This window comes from Flavobacterium sp. N1994, assembly GCF_025947145.1.
Taxonomy (GTDB): Bacteria; Bacteroidota; Bacteroidia; order Flavobacteriales; family Flavobacteriaceae; genus Flavobacterium.
In genome coordinates, this window is the sequence record NZ_CP109999.1 from 691530 (window position 1) to 710425 (window position 18896).

The 18896-nt window shown below is 33.9% G+C and carries 18 protein-coding genes; 6 read left to right on the top strand and 12 right to left on the bottom strand.

Going from position 1 to position 18896, the window contains the following annotated elements; all coding sequences use genetic code 11:
* Positions 1-135 precede the first annotated feature (135 nt).
* Complete coding sequence (locus OLM53_RS03215; protein WP_264521620.1) at positions 136-1320, top strand: hypothetical protein; 1185 nt, start codon at positions 136-138, stop codon at positions 1318-1320.
* Between the two features lie 39 nt (positions 1321-1359).
* On the opposite strand, the gene ytxJ is transcribed toward OLM53_RS03215, so the two are convergent.
* Positions 1360-1743, bottom strand: a complete 384-nt coding sequence (gene ytxJ / locus OLM53_RS03220) for a bacillithiol system redox-active protein YtxJ (RefSeq protein ID WP_264521621.1) — start codon at positions 1741-1743, stop codon at positions 1360-1362.
* Positions 1744-1874: 131 nt separating this feature from the next.
* On the opposite strand from ytxJ, the gene OLM53_RS03225 reads away from it, so the two are divergent.
* The gene (locus OLM53_RS03225; RefSeq protein WP_264521622.1) at positions 1875-3302 is read left to right on the top strand and encodes an L-serine ammonia-lyase; all 1428 of its coding nucleotides are present in this window, start codon (positions 1875-1877) and stop codon (positions 3300-3302) included.
* Here the strand turns inward: OLM53_RS03225 and OLM53_RS03230 are convergent.
* The 11 genes from OLM53_RS03230 to OLM53_RS03280 all read right to left on the bottom strand — a co-directional run bounded on the left by OLM53_RS03230 (position 3299) and on the right by OLM53_RS03280 (position 15661).
* Positions 3299-4357, bottom strand: coding sequence for a porin (locus tag OLM53_RS03230; protein ID WP_264521623.1), 1059 nt, complete (start codon positions 4355-4357; stop codon positions 3299-3301). The two genes, OLM53_RS03225 and OLM53_RS03230, sit on opposite strands and share 4 nt — an antisense overlap.
* 104 nt (positions 4358-4461) lie before the next feature.
* Positions 4462-5829: a porin gene (locus tag OLM53_RS03235; RefSeq protein WP_264521624.1), complete on the bottom strand. Its 1368-nt coding sequence runs from the start codon at positions 5827-5829 to the stop codon at positions 4462-4464.
* Positions 5830-5837: 8 nt separating this feature from the next.
* Positions 5838-7772, bottom strand: coding sequence for a KUP/HAK/KT family potassium transporter (locus tag OLM53_RS03240; protein ID WP_264521625.1), 1935 nt, complete (start codon positions 7770-7772; stop codon positions 5838-5840).
* Positions 7773-7884: 112 nt separating this feature from the next.
* A complete protein-coding gene (locus tag OLM53_RS03245; RefSeq protein WP_264521626.1) occupies positions 7885-8571 on the bottom strand; it encodes a response regulator in 687 nt (228 codons plus the stop codon).
* Complete coding sequence (locus OLM53_RS03250; protein WP_264521627.1) at positions 8564-9667, bottom strand: PAS domain-containing sensor histidine kinase; 1104 nt, start codon at positions 9665-9667, stop codon at positions 8564-8566. The genes OLM53_RS03245 and OLM53_RS03250 overlap by 8 nt, the downstream gene beginning before the upstream one ends.
* 134 nt (positions 9668-9801) lie before the next feature.
* A complete protein-coding gene (locus tag OLM53_RS03255; protein ID WP_264521628.1) occupies positions 9802-11106 on the bottom strand; it encodes an ABC transporter permease in 1305 nt (434 codons plus the stop codon).
* Positions 11106-12029 (bottom strand): ABC transporter ATP-binding protein, encoded by a 924-nt coding sequence (locus OLM53_RS03260; protein WP_264521629.1) that lies wholly within the window; start codon positions 12027-12029, stop codon positions 11106-11108. The genes OLM53_RS03255 and OLM53_RS03260 overlap by 1 nt, the downstream gene beginning before the upstream one ends.
* A 160-nt stretch (positions 12030-12189) precedes the next feature.
* Positions 12190-13314: a molecular chaperone DnaJ gene (dnaJ, locus tag OLM53_RS03265; RefSeq protein ID WP_264521630.1), complete on the bottom strand. Its 1125-nt coding sequence runs from the start codon at positions 13312-13314 to the stop codon at positions 12190-12192.
* Between the two features lie 45 nt (positions 13315-13359).
* Positions 13360-13929, bottom strand: coding sequence for a nucleotide exchange factor GrpE (locus tag OLM53_RS03270; protein ID WP_264521631.1), 570 nt, complete (start codon positions 13927-13929; stop codon positions 13360-13362).
* A 297-nt stretch (positions 13930-14226) separates the two neighbouring features.
* Positions 14227-15132 carry a TIGR01777 family oxidoreductase gene (locus OLM53_RS03275; protein ID WP_264521632.1) on the bottom strand — a complete coding sequence of 302 codons (906 nt, stop codon included), beginning with the start codon at positions 15130-15132 and terminating at the stop codon, positions 14227-14229.
* 73 nt (positions 15133-15205) lie between these two features.
* Entirely contained in the window at positions 15206-15661 is a 456-nt protein-coding gene (locus tag OLM53_RS03280) for a DUF4442 domain-containing protein (protein WP_264521633.1), read from the bottom strand.
* Between the two features lie 198 nt (positions 15662-15859).
* Here OLM53_RS03280 and OLM53_RS03285 point away from each other — a divergent pair, with 198 nt between their 5' ends.
* From OLM53_RS03285 to OLM53_RS03300, 4 genes are all read left to right on the top strand, one after another.
* Positions 15860-16315, top strand: a complete 456-nt coding sequence (locus tag OLM53_RS03285) for a DUF4870 domain-containing protein (protein WP_264521634.1) — start codon at positions 15860-15862, stop codon at positions 16313-16315.
* Positions 16316-16354: 39 nt separating this feature from the next.
* Complete coding sequence (locus OLM53_RS03290) at positions 16355-16717, top strand: hypothetical protein (RefSeq protein ID WP_264521635.1); 363 nt, start codon at positions 16355-16357, stop codon at positions 16715-16717.
* Between the two features lie 96 nt (positions 16718-16813).
* Complete coding sequence (locus OLM53_RS03295; RefSeq protein WP_264521636.1) at positions 16814-17143, top strand: PadR family transcriptional regulator; 330 nt, start codon at positions 16814-16816, stop codon at positions 17141-17143.
* A 4-nt stretch (positions 17144-17147) separates the two neighbouring features.
* Entirely contained in the window at positions 17148-18896 is a 1749-nt protein-coding gene (locus OLM53_RS03300) for a PspC domain-containing protein (protein WP_264521637.1), read from the top strand.

Genomic DNA, 18896 nt, shown 5'->3' on the forward strand with positions numbered 1-18896 from the left:
TGTGCTACCCCTTTGGACCTTTTACGGAACAAAACCCGAACATGACTAAAACAAGACTAGAAGAAAACTTTTATTCTTACAAAAAGAGCTTTCAAAACAATACCATTTCTATTATATTTGTTCAAAATCCAGTCAATGAAAAAAATTACCACTCTCCTAGCCTTATTTCTTATCCTTTCCTCTTGCGGTATTAAACAAACAAGAGAATTATTGACATCTGGTGAATACGATGCCGCAATTAAAAATGCAGTAGACGCTTTGCGAGGCAATAAAAACGCCAAAGGCAAACAAGACTATGTCTATATGCTAGAAGAAGCATTTGCTAAGGCTAAAGAGCGTGATTTGAGAGATATCAACGGATGGTTTAAAGATGCTAATCCACAAAACTTAGAAAAAATATACAATACTTATGTGCAGCTGAATTATCGTCAAGAGCAAATTCGACCGTTATTGCCATTGCAATTACAAAAAGAAGGTAGAGAAGCTCTTTTCCCTTTTGATGATTATACCGATCAAATTGTAAGTAGTAAAAATGCTTTGTCTAAATACCTTTATGATAATTCCAAAGCATTGTTGGCTAATAAAGATAAAATGGTAATTCGCCGTGCTTATGATGATTTGGTATATTTAGAAAGTATCAATCCAGGATTTAAAGATGTAGCCAAGCTAACTGATGAGGCTAAGCTTAAAGGAACCGATTTTGTAAACGTGTATACCAAAAACGAGACCAATATCGTAATTCCGGTTCGTTTACAAAATGATTTATTAGATTTTAGCACCTATGGTTTAAACGATAAATGGACGGTATACCACAGCAACCGTCAAAAAGGAATTGACTATGATTATGGTTTGATTGTTAACTTCCGTCAAATTAACATCTCGCCAGAGCAAGTAAAAGAAAAACAATTTGATAAAGAAAAGCAAATCAAAGACGGGGTGAAGAATCTTCTAGACGCTAATGGACATATTGTAAAAGACAGTTTGGGTCATCCTATAAAAGTAGACAACTTCAAAACCATTCGAGTTAGTATTTATGAGTATTCCCAATTAAAATCTTGTCAAGTTACTGCTAAAGTGGATTACATCAACTTTAAAAACAATCAACTTATAGAAACGTTTCCAATAGCCAGTGAATTTGTCTTTTCCAATGTTTACTCGACTTATAGAGGAGACCGAAGAGCTTGTGAAGAAAACTATTACTCTAATTTTGATAAGAGAGCCGTACCGTTTCCAAGCAATGAACAAATGGTTTTTGATACTGGAAATGATTTAAAAGCAAAACTAAAAGACATCATTGTCCGAAATAAATTCAGGCGTTAAAAAAGAAAAATCCGAAGTACTAGCTTCGGATTTTTTATTTTATATAAACTGCTCTAATTGGGCAGCATCAATATTTTCATGGGAAGCATCATAAACTGCTTTACCGTCTTTTATAACGATAAGTTGGGGCGATTGATGTTCCACTCCAAAACGAACAGCAATTTCATTTGATATAGCGCGGTGTTCTATTAAGTCTAGAAAATAAGGAATTACTTTTTCTTGTAAATCAAACTCATTTTCAAATTGCTTAAGAGCCGATTTACTGATATAACATCGGGTACTGTGTTTAAAAATAACCACTGGCTTTTCAGTAGATTCTTGTATTATTTCATTAAGCTGACCTAAATCGGTTAATAGTCTCCAACCTACTTTTGAAGTAGTTTCATCACTAGATGTGCCAAACATATTCTTTAAAAAACTCATTCTCTTTGCATTATATTAGATAGAGCACAAAAATACAATTATTATACGGAACCAATCGACAAGAAGCCATTTAGATATTCTATTCCTAATTTGTATTTAGTTATATTTGCTCCACTAAATCGATATAGTACATGGAAGAATGTATCTCTGTTTTTGATATGCTCAAAATTGGTGTAGGCCCTTCAAGTTCTCACACACTTGGACCTTGGCGTGCAGCAGAACGTTTTTTAACCGAGTTGCAAACTGAACATTTATTCGATAAAATAACTCGTGTCAAAGTGGATTTATATGGTTCTCTTTCCTTAACGGGAAAAGGGCATGCTACTGATTTAGCCATCATGCTAGGATTAAGCGGACAAGACCCTGAATACATTCCGGTTCAAGACATTGCGGGTATTATAAAAAACATAGAAGAGACCAACGAAATCAATTTAGGAAACAAAATCAGCATTCCGTTTTATTTTCTACAAGATATCGTTTTTAATAAAAACTTCCTTCCGTTTCATGCCAATGGTTTGACTTTTACTGCTTACTTAATGGATGATACAGAATACACTTCTACCTTCTACTCTATCGGTGGTGGATTTGTAGTCAAAGAAGAACGGGTGAATGCTAAGAAGAAGTTAGCCATAAAATGTGCCTTCCCTTTCCCGATACAAAATGCGGAAGAGCTATTACACTATACTATTACTCAAAACAAATCTATTTCTGAGATTGTCTATGCCAATGAAATCTCAATGCGTCCTGAAGCAGAAGTGCATAGTGAGCTCATGCGTATTTGGAACACTATGTTGGAATGCCTTTATATTGGATGCCATTCTGAAGGGATTTTACCTGGTGGTTTAAATGTAAGAAGACGAGCGTTTGATATGCATCAAGGACTAATTGGTTTGGCTAACTATAACAATCCACAAGAATGGCTAGAAACCATCCGAAAAACGGAAGTAAAGTTTCGTCAAATATTGAAATGGGTTTCCTGTTTTGCTTTGGCTACTAATGAAGTTAATGCTGCATTAGGTCGTGTAGTAACGGCACCTACAAATGGAAGTGCTGGCGTTATCCCAGCCGTTTTAATGTACTATTTAGTGATAGAAAACCATGAGGCTGGAGAGAAAGAAATTAAACAATTCTTGATGGTCGCTGGTGAAATAGGAAGCATTTTCAAAAAAGGCTCTACCATTTCGGCTGCTATGGGAGGTTGTCAGGCTGAAATTGGCGTTTCTTCTGCTATGGCTGCGGCTGCTTTATGCGAAGTTATGGGTGGCACTCCTGATCAAGTTTTAATGGCTGCAGAAATCGCTATGGAGCATCATTTGGGTTTAACTTGTGATCCTATTGGAGGCTTAGTTCAAATTCCGTGTATAGAAAGAAATACCATGGGAGCTATCAAAGCCATCAACGCTGCAGAACTCGCTATGGAAACTGATGCTAAAAATGCTAAAGTACCTTTAGACAAAGTAATTGATACCATGTGGCAAACCGCCAAAGACATGAATTCTAAATACAAAGAAACCTCTGAAGGAGGGCTAGCGGTAGCTGTGAATATGGCAGATTGTTAGAATTCATAAGACAAGCTGGTAGTGACAAAGAAATTATCGTCTACTAAGGTTGTTCCGTTGGTAAATACTTTTCCTTTATTTTTTAAATACCTGGCCTCTGCCCTGCATTTCAGTTTTGAAATAATGAAGTAATCTAAATTGAATGAAGTTCCAAAAGTTCTAAATTCATCATCAGTAGCAATAAGAACTGCATTAGCATCCTGATAATATTCCAATCTTACAGCGGTTTGCCATTTTGAGGAAAGACTATATTGTGTAATGATTACAGGGCTCAACCAGTAGACTTTTTGATCTGTACTTTCATTCGTTTGTATTCCCATATCAAAACCCATTATAGTGCGCCACTTGGTATTCCATTGATTGTCCCAATAGAAATTACTAAAATAACGAGCGCTCCATTGTTCTAAATACAATTCTTTACCAAAAAAAGTACTCCAATTAAACAAAGCTTTGGCATTGGGTTTATAACTAATTTGAGAGCCCAAAGAAGGTGGAATATTACTTTTGACCGTATTGATGCGTTGCCATCCATTGGTAAGTAAGCCCGAAAAAGACCATTTATCATTAGGTCTATAATTGTATTTTACTCCCGTCATAAAATAAGGAGAGTTCTCGGCTAAAATAGAACGGGTCAAAGTAAGATTGGTAGCTGTTGTGGCTGATTCAAATCCGATATAACTTGGCAATATACCAATCTCAATGGTTTGCTTTTTAAGACTATCCAGATACATTCCGAAATAGGCTTCACTTAGATATTTCATTTTCTCATTGGCATAATTATCATCCACATAGGTTCCCGCGTGAACGGCTACACTAGCATAAACATTTTGATAAGCCACTCTTGCCCGTAACAATCCAATATTTAAATTGGGTTCGTTATGCCGATTATAATTATACATAAAGGGGAGCTTTTTTGAAACATCAGGTTGATTAAAATCATAAGCATAAAACGTTTCAAAAAAACCAGAAAAGATGAACTTTACTTCTTTCTTTTCTTGAGAAAAAGTAACGGAATAAAGCATCAAAAATAAACCAAGACAAAAATAGCGTTTCATAGCTCCTACTTATTTCAGCACAATCTAAAATAAGCAATGCAAATCTACTTTTTTTAATGTAAGATTTGCATTGGTATAAAAACTTTCGAAAGGTATTTTAAAAACTAGATTCTAAATAAAACGGCGAATATAATTCGATTTTCCAATTTTACTAAATCAGGTTGCCAATCAGAAGGCAAAGGTGTTGTAGTATATCCTGTTGGAGAAGTTATACCTCCACTACCAGCAAAATAAGGAACACTGGCTTCACGGTGCACGAATTCCACTCGGAACGTAATACTTTGATTCGGCATAAAATCAAAATTAGTAGAACAATCCCAACCTTTAAACTCATCCCCAGGATTAGCAGTAAAAGGATGGGTTCCTTGCGTTTGTGTTGGGTTATTTGGATTCGGTAACGGACTCGCATCTCCCGTTGGATACAATACCAAATAACGACCAGGATTAGTCATATACCCTCCTCCTATCGTCCAAGCCATTTTGTTTTTATTAAACCAAACACGGTTATAAACCATACCACTCAAGAAATATTGCGAAGGATTATCAGCAGTGCCATTAAAACCACCTACACCATCACCGCTTTCAAAACCGACATCAAACGTACTAGAGAAAGCCGCTTTACTAATTCCTCTAGCAGTTGGTTGATTATAATAACGCACCAACAAGCTATTATCCGAATGGAAACGAATGCGTTTAGACAAACCTGCTGCATCGGTTCCGTAATAATCATTTGTTAAAACTTTTACCGCTTCATTTGGGCACCAAGTCACATTCCCTCCTAGTCCTGGCATACTATTAAACTTGGCATAGCTTTGCCAACCGTTAATTAACCATCCTTCTATTTTCAAATGTTTCGTCGGAAAGATTTGTACTCGCACTCCGTTAAAAAACCAAGGCGTATTATCTGAAGTAAAAGAAGCTTGGTACTCCCAATTTTCAGCTTGATAATAGGAATTCAAACCAATATAAGACATGAACATACCGGCATCGACATTAATTCCGTACCATGTATTAAAATGATATCCAGCATAAGCTTCGGATAAATAGCGATACACATTGTCCAATTGGTACTGTCCACGATAAACGCTGTAATCATTACGAGGTACCACCGTAGAACGCGTTCCGAACTGCATCATGATTTTACCTCTGGCTCCTTCGTAATTAAATTCGCCACCAATATTCGCGCTTGAGATTTGTATTTCATTATTGCGTGCCAAAGCGGTTGAACCCACGACCGTATTGTCAATAGGATTGTTGAACGAATGGGTATAATTGGCATCAATCATGATGCTTCCAACAAAATATTTAGAGGTTAAAACGGGCGGAGTTGTCCTTCTGTCCGAACCATTTTGCCAAGACATATCCATACCATCAAAGGGTACTTTTTCTTTTAGGGTATCTTGAATAGTGCTTTGTTGGGCCAATAGACTACTTCCTGAAAGTAGTGCTAGAGAAATTATAAATTGTTTCATTAGGTATTTTATTTTCTGTTTAATTCTAAGTTAGTTACGGGGGAATACACCATGGGATATTCTTCGATAGCGACATCACTTTTGTCTAATCCAAAGGCTTTTTCATCCGATAAGGATAGTTTTTTGAGCCAGAAGTAAGAAGTTAACAACCAACCTTCCTTAAAGGCAAATTCATTTTCTACGGATATAAACTTCTCGATGATTACAAATTTGAAATCGGGTTCTGAATTGTATTTGGAAGAGCCATCAGGACGTATGTGTAAATTCAATTGTTTTTGGTTCACCAAATCTTGTACAATTTTCTTGAAATACAACTCTACTTTAGGCTGCACACGGAACCCAATATTGAGTATGATTTTAATGACTTTATCATCTAATAACTCAACAACTTCATAATTGAGCGTAAACGGTTCATTGGTTCGGTTGATATGGAAGAACCAATAAACATCAGCACGTTTAGGCTGTTTAGCAAATATCGATTTGATAATTTTTTCTTCTATTTCATAGGTTTTATCGGCTTTTGACAAATAGATTAAGTGGGTAGCGTATTTTGGAATGGCATCATCTTCGCTAAGTGTTGCCAAGGTTTCAGTTTGTTCCATCAAATTGGTAAACTTCAAGAAACGGTTATTAATTTTTCTAGAGTAATACCAAACATACATCACCATAAAAATGAACAACTCGAAGAATAAGAACATCCAACGTTGTTTTATTTTGGAAACATTAGCAATAAAAAAGGAGACTTCGATGATGGCAAACACCACTAAAATAAGCGTTACTAATGACAGTCGTACTTTTTTAATATAAATCAAATAATACGTGAGCAACACCGTAGTCATCATCATGGCAATGGTGATGGAAAAGCCATAAGCCGCTTCCATATTGGTGGAGTTTTTGAAATACAAAATCATCAAGATACAGCCAAACCAAAGGATATTATTAATTGATGGAATATAAATTTGCCCTTTTAAATTGGTTGGGTTTTTTAAAGTAACTCGGGGCCAAAAGTTTAACGATATGGCTTCATTAATCAAGGTAAAAGAACCGCTAATTAAAGCTTGAGAAGCTATTATAGTAGCAAAAGTAGAGATGACTATCCCAATCAATAAGAACCAATGCGGCATGATGGCATAAAACGGATTTCTTCCTTCTAAAAACTCTTTACCTTGACTCATTAACCAAGCGGATTGTCCCAGATAATTGACTACCAAACTAATCTTAACAAAGACCCAAGTGATGCGGATATTCTCTTTACCACAATGTCCTAAGTCGGAATACAAGGCTTCTGCTCCAGTGGTACATAAGAAGACCGCTCCTAAAAGCCAAAACCCTTTGGGATATTGGGTTAATAATTCATAGCCATACATTGGGTTCAAGGCTTTGATAATCATGGGATGATGAATGATTTGGGAAACCCCTAAAACAAACAACATGCAAAACCAAATGAACATAGCGGGGCCGAAAATAGAGCCTACTTTTTGGGTTCCGAAACGTTGGAAAATAAAAAGCAACGAAATAATTACCACTACAATAGGAATAGTGGGAATATCTGGAATGACATCTCCTAAGCCTTCTACAGCCGAAGCTACTGAAATAGGTGGCGTTATGATTCCATCAGCTAATAAAGTTGTGGCTCCTAATATCGTTGGGATTACTAATCGCCCTTTGCCAAAGCGTTTTACCAAAGCATAAAGCGAAAACACTCCGCCTTCCCCATGATTATCAGCTGAGAGTGTTAGTATAATGTACTTTAAAGTGGTTTGGAAAGTCAAGGTCCAAAAGACGCAGGAAACGGCGCCATACACTAAGAGTTCATTAATGGGTTTATCCCCGATTATGGCTTTCATTACATAAAGCGGACTTGTTCCGATATCACCGTAAATGATACCTAAGGCAACTAATAAGGTAATGCCGGTGACTTTTTGTTTGGTGGGAAGATTCATTTTTAGATTGTTAGATAATTAGACTTCTCAGATTTTTAGACATAGGTTATCCAGTGTGGATTTCTACAAGAGAAGCCACAGGAAGTATTTTCAATAAAAAAAGGACTCAATTTTAGCTGGAATTAAAGCGGTAGCCTACGCCGGATTCTGTCAGTATATATTTTGGACGATTAGGATCTTCTTCTATCTTTTTGCGAAGTTGTGCCACAAAGACTCTTAAGTATTGCGTTTGATCTGCATAACTATTGCCCCAGATTTCTTTTAATATGTATTGGTGCGTCAAGACCCTTCCATCATTTTTTAACAATAAGGTAAGCAAGTTGTATTCGGTGGCCGTGAGTTTTACAATTTCGTCTTTCATTTTAATCACTCTAGATACTAAATCAACAGTAATGTTTCCAAAGACAATTACAGGTTCTTGATTTTGATTAAAGCTACCTCTCAAAGCCGTTCTAATTCGGGCCAACAATTCTTGTGTACGAAATGGTTTCGTTAGATAATCATTGGCACCACTGTCTAAGGCTTTTACAATTTCTTCCTCAGTACTTTTTACCGATAGGATAATGATTGGGTTGTGATACCAATCTCGTAATTGTTTCAGTACAACTTGTCCGTCTTCATCAGGCAACCCTAAATCTAGTAAAATTAAATCAGGTTGATGACTTGCAGCCATGGTTATTCCTTCTTTGGCATTGACCGCAAAAAGCAATTTATATCCATTGGCTTCTAAAGTAATCTCTAGAAGTTTTCTGATTTGACTTTCGTCATCAATGACTAATATAGAAAACAGATTACTCATTTTCAACGGTATTGGTGGATAAACAATCAACCGCAAAGGTCATTTCAAAGATAGCGCCCCCTTCATCTGCATTACTGAGTTTTATAGTTCCATTTTGTGCTTCTACAAAACCTTTTACAATAGACAATCCTAAACCTGTTCCGCCCGTTTTAGAACTCTGCAAACGATAGAATTTATCAAAGGCTTTGTCGATTTCTTCTTCTGGAAAACCATAACCGTCATCTTTAATAATGATAATACATTTTTTGATAACGTTCATATGAGCATCATAATCGGTATCAACATCATATTTGATTTCGATTTGGATTTTGGCTCCTTTGGGAGTATATTGGGAAGCATTGTAAATCAAGTTGTAAAGAATTTGCTCCATCAAACCATAATCGAGTTTGAATAAAGGCAAATTGTCATCAGTTATAATTACCCATTTATGATCTTTCAACTCATCAGTCAAACGATTGCAGGTATTATAAGCCAATTCTTTAACATCACACCAATCTAATTTGGGTTGGATATATCCTGATTCTAGACGTGACATGTTGAGTAAGTTTTCGACTTGATAATTCAATTTCATCGAAGCTTTTTCTATTTCGTTGAATAAATTGGTTTTGCTTTCGTTGGATAGAGTCACATCATTTTGTTGCAATGTATCTATAGAACCAATAATAGCAGCGATTGGAGTACGCAATTCATGGGAAAGAGAATCTAGTAAAGTGTTATATAACTTCATAGTATTGGCACGGGCTTCTTTCATGTGAATGGCCTTTTGCATGCGTTTGATTTTATAAGTCAAGACCGCATTTATTAAGGCAATGATGAAGAATAACAAGAGCAATAAAGCATCTTGAGCATTATCTATATGTAGCGTATAATAGGGTTTTATAAAAAGAAAATCTAAGGCTAACGCACTTAAAACCGCCGCCAACAATACAGGTTTTATTTCTAAAAAGATAGCTAGGATTGAAACCAGAAACAACAACAAATACCCTAAGATTTTATAATCAATTAGGTCTCTAATCGCCATCCCTAATAAGGAAATCGTGGCTACCGAAAGGATGCTAATTAAGTATTGATTGCTATGGCTTTTTACTGCTGACATTACTCTGTTACTAATTATGGGACAAAGTTACGGCATTAGTTATAAGTAGAATATAAGGGATGTAATAGAAAGTATAAAGATTTTATAAAGATGTTACCTCTGACAAGTTTTTAAAATCTGCCCGAGGTCAATAACTAATATTTCATCCACTTCATGAGTTCTTTCCATGTAGGCTTTTTACCATACATTAGAATCCCGACACGATAGATTTTAGCGGCAAACCAAACTACTCCAAAGAAAGTCCCGAAAAGCAATAGCATAGAAACAATAATTTGCCATGTTGGAACTCCAAAAGGAATTCGCATCATCATAACTATAGGAGATGTTAATGGAATCATGGAAAAGACGGTAGCTACTGTTCCGTGAGGATCATTCATTACGGTAAAGAAACCAATATAAACACCGAGAATTAAAGGCATAATTATGGGTAATAAGAATTGTTGAGAATCGGTTTCATTGTCAACAGCGGCACCAATGGAAGCATAGAACGAACTGTACAAGAAGTAACCACCTATGAAATAAATGATGAATGAAATCAGAATAGTTGCAATGGGAAGATTCCATAATTCTTTTATATATAATTGAATTTGACTCCCTGAAACCTTTTGAGCTGCCTGCATAGCCTGTTCTTGAGCACCAGCAGAAGCGCCCATATGAACCCCAAATACACTAGAAATTACAAACATAGCAGTCAATCCTAATAATGCCCAAATCAAGAACTGCAAAATTCCAGCTAATGAAGTCCCTATGATTTTACCCATCATTAATTGGAATGGCTTAACTGAGGAAATGATTACTTCAATAATACGAGATGTTTTTTCCTCTATAACACTTCGCATCACCATGTTACCATATAAAATTATGAACATCATAATTAAGTAACCAAAAGCACCACCAATGATGATTTTGATTTCATTCAAACCTTTTAAAGCACTTTCACCAGAAGCTTTTTCTAAATTGATGACTACATCCGCTTTGGCTGTATTAATTTTTAAGGTATCTAAACCAGCATTTTGAAAGTTTTCAGTAGTTATTTTTTTGGCAATAACATCTTGCAAATCATCAATAAAACCAACACTTGGACTGTCATTTGAAATGTATTGAATTCCTTTTTGAAGTGCCGCATTATCTTTTGCTTTAGGAATCAGTAGTAATCCTTCATAGCTTTCTCTTACTATGCTGTCCTTGAGTACTTTTAAATCAACTTGTGATAAATCGACGTATTTATATTCTTTGTTACTTTTAAATTCAGATACAAATCTTCCAGTTTCATCATGAATAGCAATCGTTTTCATATCGGCTTTCATGGTACTTAGATACCCAACAAAAACGCCAATAGCCACAAACAATAACGGACTTAAAAAAGTCATCACAATGAAAGATTTATTGCGCACTTTGGCAACAAACTCTCTTTTAATAATCAGTAGTAATTTGTTCATTATTTTTCGCTTACCGTTTGGATAAAAATATCATTCATACTTGGAATTTTTTCAGCAAAATGGGTAACTTGACCTCTTTGAATTAAAATATTAAGTAACTCATTTGGAGTAGTGTTTCCGATACTGATTTCGAGTTTTAATTCATCATTCAATGATTTAAAATCTGTTTGAGATAAAGTAAACTTTTGAGACAAGTCATATAGTAAACCTTCAACATTATTGGTCAAAATACCTACATCATAATTATTAGTTCTGAATTGCTTTTTGACATCAGTAAGTTTACCTTCAATGAGTTTATTAGATTTGTGAATTAAGGCAATATAATCGCACATTTCTTCGACGCTTTCCATACGATGAGTCGAGAAAATCACCGAAGTACCTTGTTTATTAAGCTCAAGGATTTCATCTTTAATCAAATTGGCATTTACTGGGTCAAAACCTGAAAAAGGCTCGTCTAGAATAAGTAATTTAGGTTTGTGTAAAACAGTCACTACAAACTGAATTTTCTGTGCCATCCCTTTAGACAATTCTTGAATTTTTTTGTTCCACCAACCTTGAATTTCTAGTCGTTCAAACCAATAGTCTAACTGTTTCTTAGCATCTTGTTTAGACAATCCTTTTAGTTGCGCTAAATACAAACATTGCTCCCCTACTTTCATGGTTTTATATAAACCTCTTTCCTCTGGCATATAACCAATTAAACTGATGTGTTCTGGTTTAAGTTTTTCACCATCCAAAATAATGTCACCGCTATCTGGCATTGTGATTTGATTGATGATTCGAATTAGGGAGGTTTTTCCGGCACCATTTGGACCGAGCAGTCCGTAAATACTGCCTTTAGGAACGGTGAGTGAAACTTCGTTTAGCGCTGTATAATTTTCATATTGCTTAACGACTTTATTGACTTCAAGTATATTGCTCATACTTTATTTTAGTTTTGGTAAAAGTATAAAATAAGTACTAAAAGGAAGTGGATTGTTACAAAAAACCCACCCTAATTTTGCAATAAGGATGGGAAAAATTGCTATGAAAAAGAAATTACTAGTTTCCTAGTAATAACCAAATGTAAAACTATTTTTTAAATTATGAAAACATATCTTTTACTTTTTCAAAAAAAGATTTATCCCCTTTTTGTGGTTGAGGAATAAAATTTTCATCCGTCAAGGATTTTTCGAAAAACTGTTGTTGCTCTTTAGTTAACTTTTTAGGGGTCCAAACATTTACATGCACTAATAAGTCACCGTTTCCGTAGCTGTTTAAACTTGGAATTCCTTTGCCTTTTAATCTTAAAATTTTACCTGATTGTATTCCGTCTTCTAATTTAATCCTAACCTTACCATTAACAGCTTCAATATCCTTAGAAACTCCTAAAGCAGCTTCAGCAAAACTTATATACAAATCATAATGAAGATTCTCGCCTTCGCGTTTTAAGAATTCATGTTCTAATTCTTCTATTGCTACAATTAAATCTCCTGGAACTCCATTTCCTGGAGCGTCATTTCCTTTACTAGAGACTTTCAATTGCATTCCATCTACAACACCGGCTGGAATTTTAATAGACACTGTTTCGTCTTCTAAAATCATTCCGTGAGCATCAGCATTATTGGGTTTGCTTTCAATGGTTTGACCAGTTCCTCCACAAACATGACAAGTTGTTGCTGATTGCATTCTACCCAAAATAGTATTGGTCACTCTTAAAACTTGACCTTGACCATTACAAGTAGAACAGGTTTTATATTTTACCCCCGGTGCTTGTACTTTACGTTTTACTTTTACTTTTTTCTCAACACCATTAGCAATTTCTTCCAAAGTCATTTTTACTTTGATACGAAGATTACTTCCTTTTACTCTACGTTGTCCACCTGAATTTCCTCCGAAGCCACCAAAACCGCCTCCTCCAAAAGCTCCTCCAAAAATATCACCAAACTGACTAAAAATGTCATCCATATTCATATGGTGACCACCACCAAAACCACCAGCGCCATCAAAAGCAGCATGACCATATTGATCATATTTAGCTTTTTTATTCGGATCACTTAGTACTTCATAAGCTTCAGCTGCAGTTTTAAAATTTTCTTCAGCTTCTTTATCTCCCGGGTTTTTATCAGGGTGAAATTCAATAGCTTTTTTTCGATATGCTTTTTTAATTTCCTCAGGTGAGGCACTTTTTGAAATTCCTAATATTTCGTAAAAATCTTTTTTGCTCATAATATTTATAAAAATTAGACGCTGTAAACTTAGTCTTTAAGGTATTTATTGTCCTATCACTACTCTTGGAAAACGAATGATTTTGTCTCCCAATTTATATCCTTTTTCAACAACATCAACTATTTTACCTTTCAAATCATCACTCGGTGCTGGAATTTGAGTAATTGCTTCAGCATAATCAGCATTGAAAGTATCTCCTTTTCTAACTTCAACTTGTTCTAAGCCTTTGGAGGCTAAAGTTGTTTTTAATTTTTCATGAATAAGCTCAACCCCTTTTAATAAGACCTCATCTTCCGTTTTTGAAATTTGAACCATGGCTCTATCAAAATCATCTAAAACTGGCAACATGACTTGTAAGACTTCTTGATTGGCCGTTTTAAACAAATCCATTCTTTCTTTAGCCGTCCTCTTTTTGAAGTTCTCAAATTCGGCAAAAAGCCTAAGAAACTTATCTTTTTCCTTAGCTAAATCTTCTTGTAGTTGTGCTTCAATACTAAGCTCTTCAGCAGTTTCGACTTCATTAATCACGTTTTCAATATCGTTTTCAATTGGGTCTTTATCCGTGTTTTCAGTATTCATTTCTGTTTTATTTTTAAAAATATTTTTGATTTTCATTTGTTGCATGTTGGATTGCAAAAGTACTGCCAATTCTTTAAAAATGTCAAATTGTCATTATTTTTATTAGCAAAATATCAAATATGTCAAATACTCTACATTGAATATAATTCAATTTATTAGTTTTAATTTTAATAAAATTTTAATAAAATTTTAAGACTATTACGTTTTCGTTTTAGTTAGATTTGTCTTTATAATAAAATGAAAATCATTTAGGTTAGCTTAAAGCTGTAATAATTATTAATTCAAGAATCTTTATAGTAAAAAAAAAGTGCTGTTTCAAGAACAGCACTTTTTTTATGCATACAAGTCTGCTAAAGCCCTATCAATTCTGGGAAATTGAAACTGAAAACCAGCAGTTGATATTTTTTTTGCACTTAGATTTTTACTTGAAAATAAAAGTTCACACATTTCACCAAGCACTATCTTCATTACAAATTTTGGAACATTAGGAAGCCACAGCGGTTTTTTCAATGTCTTAGCAATAACTTTTGTTAATTCTTGATTGCTTACAGGATTGGGGGAAACGGCATTGTAAACTCCACCCAACTGATTTTCTAATGCAAAATAATAAAGTGCGACTAAGTCTTTGATATGAATCCATGATTGCATTTGTTTTCCAGATCCCATACCTGCTCCTAAACCCATGTTTATAGGTTTAACCATTTCTGGCAAAGCACCGCCAAGATTTGAAAGTACTATTCCTGTTCGAAGTTTACACACTTTTATCCCTAAAACCTGAAAGGTATTGACGCTTTCTTCCCATCTTTTAACCACATTAGACAAAAAACTATCTTCTGATTCTGTGGCAGTTTCATAATATACCTTAGAAATACTATCAGGATATATAGCAGTTCCAGATGCGGATATAATTTGCTTAACCGAATTAGGATGTTTTTTAACTAAATTATAGAGTAATTCACTTGACAAAGTTCTACTTTCAATAATCTCTTGTTTATATTTATCAGTCCAACGTTGAGCGATATTGGCACCGGCCAAATGGATTATAGCATCAACACCTTGTAAAGCATTTTCGTCAATTTTACCTTCTTCAGGACTCCAATAAAAGCCTTCATAGTTAGGTTTGTTCTCAATTTTTGACTTGGAAGTAGTCAAGTAATTAACGGAATGATTTTTTGACAAAAGGAGTTTAACTAATTCACTACCTATCAATCCTGTTGCCCCTGTGATTAGAATTTTCATTTAGAATTATTTTTATCAAAGTTACAACCAACCTCTCACAAATAAAACCCAATTTATTAGGTTTAACTTTTGTTTATGGCTTCAATTTAATACTCCATTCAAAATTCATTTCAGAAACTTGCTCCCCTTTTTCGTTATGTCCTTTAGATTTCATCCAAAGAGTCTGTCCTTCTCCAGTTGCTATAGTTTTCTGAATTGCTTCTTCTATCATATGCCCATCATTACAAGTAAATGTTATCCTTCCCGTTGCTTTTTTTGAAAAATTTCCATTGTTATTGGCAACCAACATAGAAATCTTTTTCCCGCTATTTTTTATTTGCATCATAACTAAAGCTCCTGTTGTCAATTCGGCAGCCATGGCTTGAACCGCAAAATAGATGGAGTTAAATGGGTTTTGATTAAACCAACGATGCTTCACAGTTACCACACATTGCAGCTTTGAAATAGACTTTACTCTAACTCCACTCCAAAAAGCAGAAGGCAATTTAAAAAATAGAAAAGTATTTAATTTAGAAGGAGAAAATTCCATAAGAGCTTGATTTTATTGTAAAAGTAGTAAAAATGGCAATCAATTGAAAGTACTATCAAATGTTAAATTTATGTTAATATTAAGTACTTTGTATTGCATAATACCTTTTTTTGATTGTATCTTTGTATTAGAAATTAATAGACTATCTATAGTATTGTTTAAAAAAGAGTTTTAATCATCATAATCAAAAATAAAATCATGACAACAACTAATGACAAAAGTATTGCAACTGTAACACACCTGAGTTGTTTAACACAATATTTTATTCCGTTTGGAAATTACATATTTCCTATTATTATTTGGAGTTCCAAAAAAGACGACTCAGAATTTATAGACTATAACGGAAAGCAAGTTTTGAATTTTCAATTAAGTATTTTTTTATATACTATCATCTTGTGCCTAATCGCTATACCAATTTTAGTAATTAATGTTTTTAAAAACATTGATTTTCATACTATCATCCATCATGATGAATTTGTAATAAACAATTTAAGCTTTCATAACTTCACAGGTGTATCAATCATTGGCATTGTAGCGGCTTTGTTAGTTTGCTTTCTTAAAGTTGCTGAGTTTTGCTTAATCATCAATGCTGCAGTAAAAACATCAAATGGAGAATATTATAAGTATCCGCTAAGTATTCCATTTTTTAAATAATCAAACAATAAAAATCATTAATCATAAATCAATCACAAAATGAAACAGTTAATCTTAATCGCAGGAATGTTACTCGCTATGACAGCAAAATTAGTAGCACAAGATAACCGAGTTATCGAAATCACAAAATCAGGCATTGAAGCTGAAGCAAAAGAAAAAAATCAGTTTAAAATTGTAACCCATGAACCCTTAGACATCAATTTAAAATTTAATTTGAAAAAAGAACAAACCTACAATGTCATCATTTCTAACAGTAAAAATAAAATCGTTTTTGCAAGAGAAAATTATCAAGAAGGTAAAAACAAAATTAACTTTACTACAGAAGAAGATGAAGAATATACTGTTAAGTTATTCAGCCAAAATTTAACGAACCTAATTGTCTGTTTAAAAGAAAATCAATAATCAATCATCAGTTTCAATCATCACACGAGAGTTAAGCTAGACTGGCCAAGCAATCAAAAAACGAATTAGTTAATCAAAAAAATTAAATCATGCATTATGAATATTGAAAACACAAAAGCCCAGATGCGTAAAGGTGTTTTAGAATTTTGTATCTTGTCTGTCCTAAAAGAAAAAGATGCATACACTTCTGAGATTTTAGACACTTTAAAAAACGCGAAATTGCTTGTGGTAGAGGGAACCGTTTATCCGCTATTAACAAGATTAAAAAACGATGGTTTACTCAACTACCGTTGGGAAGAATCAACTTCGGGACCACCAAGAAAGTATTATGGTTTGACCGAATTAGGAAAAACATTTTTAACTGAATTAAATGGCACATGGACCGAATTATCCGATGCTGTAAATATCATCACAACTAACAAATAAAATCATGAACAAAACAGTAAATATTAATATAGGCGGTTTGATTTTTCACATCGATGAAGATGCATACCAAAAATTAACTCGATATTTTGAGGCAATAAAACGTTCCCTTTCTAATTCATCTGGACAAGATGAAATCATGAAAGACATTGAAATGCGTGTGGCTGAATTACTTTCTGAAAGACAAAAAAGCGATAAGCACGTGATCAATAACAAAGATGTTGATGAAGTAATTGTAGTTATGGGTCAACCTGAAGATTACAGAATTGATGACGACGAAGCCAAAAAAACAGAAGAACCATTTTATCCTTATACAAGAACAAAAAAATTGTATAGAGATAAAGACAGAGGCACTATTGCAGGTGTTTGTACTGGTCTAGGACATTACTTCGGAATTGATGCCGTTTGGTTAAAAATATTATTCTTGATATTGTTCTTCGGATTTGGTACTGGATTCATCGCTTACATTATCCTTTGGATTGCCATGCCAAAAGCCGTTACTACTTCAGAAAAACTAGAAATGACAGGCGAACCAGTAACTATTTCAAATATCGAAAAGAAAGTTAGAGAAGAATTTGATAGTGTTACCAACAAATTCAAAAATGCCGATTATGACAAAATGGGAAACCAAGTAAAAACAGGGGCTGAAAGAGTTGCTGGTGGAATTGGAGAAGTTTTCATGAAAGTATTCGGAGCCTTTGCTAAAGTATTAGGAGCATTTATCTTAATTTTTTCATCCTTTGGATTATTAGGCATTACGATTGCCTCTATCATTATGATGTTCTCCTCTTCGTTACCATCAAATACCATTTTGAATCATATTAATACACCAATTGGTTTAGAAACGCCACTTTGGACACAAGGTATCTTGTTTTTATTGGCTTTTGGAATTCCATTTTTCTTCTTATTAATTTTAGGATTAAAATTATTGGTAACCAATTTTAAATCCATTGGAAATATTGCAAAATATAGTTTACTAGCTATTTGGATTATTGCTGTTGGAATTCTAATTTCATTGGGAATAAATGAAGCTACTCAATTAGCTTTTGATGGAAAATCAGTTAAAAAAGAAACGATTAACGTGAACCCAAAAGATACATTGCAAATTAAATTTGTAAACAATGACTTCTTTTCGAAAAATATCGACGAACATGAAGATTTTGTTTTCACTCAAGATTCTACAAAGCATGAAGTAATTTATTCTAATAATATTCGTTTTGAAATAAAAGCAACTGATAAAGCAGCTCCCTATTTACAAATAGAAAAAATTGCCAAAGGAAAATCATATAATGAAGCTAATGCTAGAGCAGAAAAAATAAAATATGGTTATAAAATTATTGGAAATCAATTACTTTTAGATAACTATTTGTTAACTGAAATTGCAAGTAAATATAGAGATCAACACATTGAATTGTATTTGTATCTTCCAAAAGGAACGCTGTTTAAAGTTGACAAAAGTGTAGAATCATTTGACGAATCTGATAATGATTATTTCAATTTCCATTTCAGTTCCGATGATTATATTTATAAAGTAGATAACAGTCAAGTTAAATGTCTAAACTGTCCAAGCGATGAAAACGAATATAATGATGTTGAAGGAGGAATAGATACAGAAGACATTAACGTAAGTGATGAAAACGATACAGTTAAAACAGTAACTGTTAAGATTAATGGAAAAGTAGTTACCGAAACTAAGCAAGGAAAAAAAGGAAAACTAACAGTAGACCAAAACGGAATAATAATCAAAACTAACTAA